Below are 1,662 nucleotides of genomic sequence, written 5' to 3'. Positions count from 1 at the left end.
ATCTAAGTCCCCCTACTAGGGTTTAGTAGTTATTATTAATCTGTATTTAGAAAAGAGAGATAGAAAAAGAGAGATTTTATAGCAAAATTAAGAGGTAAGGAAGTGGTTTTCTTCTGTTCTCTTAATGCGGTAGCGTCAAGCGAAGTGCGACTAGTTGATATAAGTAAATTAAGCTGAAGGAGTGATTGTATGAGTAATGAGATAGTAGATAAAGTGAAGAATTATAAGGAAGTAGAGTCTCTGCTTAGATTTCATTATTCAGAGGTAGGAGGCGAAGGATTTTATAAGTATATATTTCCTGATAATCAAGCTGAAGGAGAGGTTAGTGGAGATTATTCTAAACCTAATAGTGTCTATTTATATAAGGATCCGAAAGATGAAGGTACTGAAAGAAAGCTAAGAAGAAGAATAATGCTTAAAGATACATGGGAGAAGGACTATAAGGAATTTGTAGAAGGTAATCCTATGACATTATGTAGTGGGTTAGCTTATAGGGGTCGTGTTAATAGACTACAGTATGCTCAGAATATGAATGCTTTGGTATTTGATTTAGACGCAGTAGGTAAGAATGAGTTGATGAATCTGTTTGCTAGAATAGGTAAGAAGCCAGCACTTAGAACACTTCCCCAGCCTACTTTTATCGTAATGAGTGGAACTGGACTTCATATTTATTATGTTTTTGAAAATCCTATTGCTCTGTATCCTAATATTAAGCTTCAAATGAAAGCATTAAAGTATGATCTAACCTTTAGAATGTGGGAGTATAATGCAACTTCTATGGAAAAACAGATTCAGTATCAGTCAATCAATCAAGGTTTTAGAATGGTTGGATCTAAGAATGATAAGTATGGTTTACCAGTTAGAGCTTTTAAGACAGGCGATAGAGTTACTTTAGAGTATATGAATCAATATGTAGATGAAGAAAAAAATAGAGTAGATGTAAATATGCCCTTTCAACCTACAAAATATACCATTGATGAAGCTAAAGAGAAGTTTCCAGAGTGGTATCAGCGAGTGGTAGTTGAAGGGAACAGGAGAGCAAAAAGTTGGGATATAAAGAGAGATCTCTATGACTGGTGGCTAAGGCAGTCTTATAAGGTTAAGGGAGGACATAGATATTACTTTTTAATGTGTATGGCGATTTACGCAGTAAAGTGTAATATTCCTAAGAAAGAAGTTCGAGAAGATATGTATAAGATCTTTGATGAATTAAAAGAAATTGAACATAGCAATCCTTTAGAAGAAGATGATATTAAATCAGCCTTAGAAACCTATGACAGACAATATTACAATTTTACCATTGATGATATCGTAAAATTAACGGATATTCCAATCGAAAAAAATAAAAGAAATTATAGAAAGCAAAAAGAACATATAAAGATAATGAATTTTGTAAGAGACAACATTTCTTATGTAGATACAGATTGGAGAAATAAAGAAGGCAGACCTTCAAAAGAAAATCTTGTCAAGGAATATATAGCGGAAAATCCTGATCATACCCCAACAGAAATAGCTAAAAACTTAAAAATTAGTCGTACAACAGTTTATAAATATATTTAGTAGAGTGTACAGTAATGTACAACAGCGTACAACGATTTGTACAGCAGTATGATACAATGATTTATAAGTGAGGTGGCATATGAAGGAGAAAATTTATACAAT

1 protein-coding gene is annotated in these 1,662 nt (G+C 32.7%); it reads left to right on the top strand.

The window, feature by feature from the left end:
- The first annotated feature begins 189 nt into the window (after nucleotides 1-189).
- Complete coding sequence (locus tag ACTHUW_RS12480) at nucleotides 190-1,560, top strand: hypothetical protein (RefSeq protein WP_442213490.1); 1,371 nt, start codon at nucleotides 190-192, stop codon at nucleotides 1,558-1,560.
- Nucleotides 1,561-1,662: the final 102 nt, after the last annotated feature.

The sequence above is a fragment of the Senegalia sp. (in: firmicutes) genome, from assembly GCF_052088025.1.
Classification (GTDB): Bacteria; Bacillota; Clostridia; order Tissierellales; family SIT17; genus Anaeromonas.
Note: the sequence above shows the minus strand (reverse complement) of the source record. Positions and strands in the feature narration are given on the sequence as shown.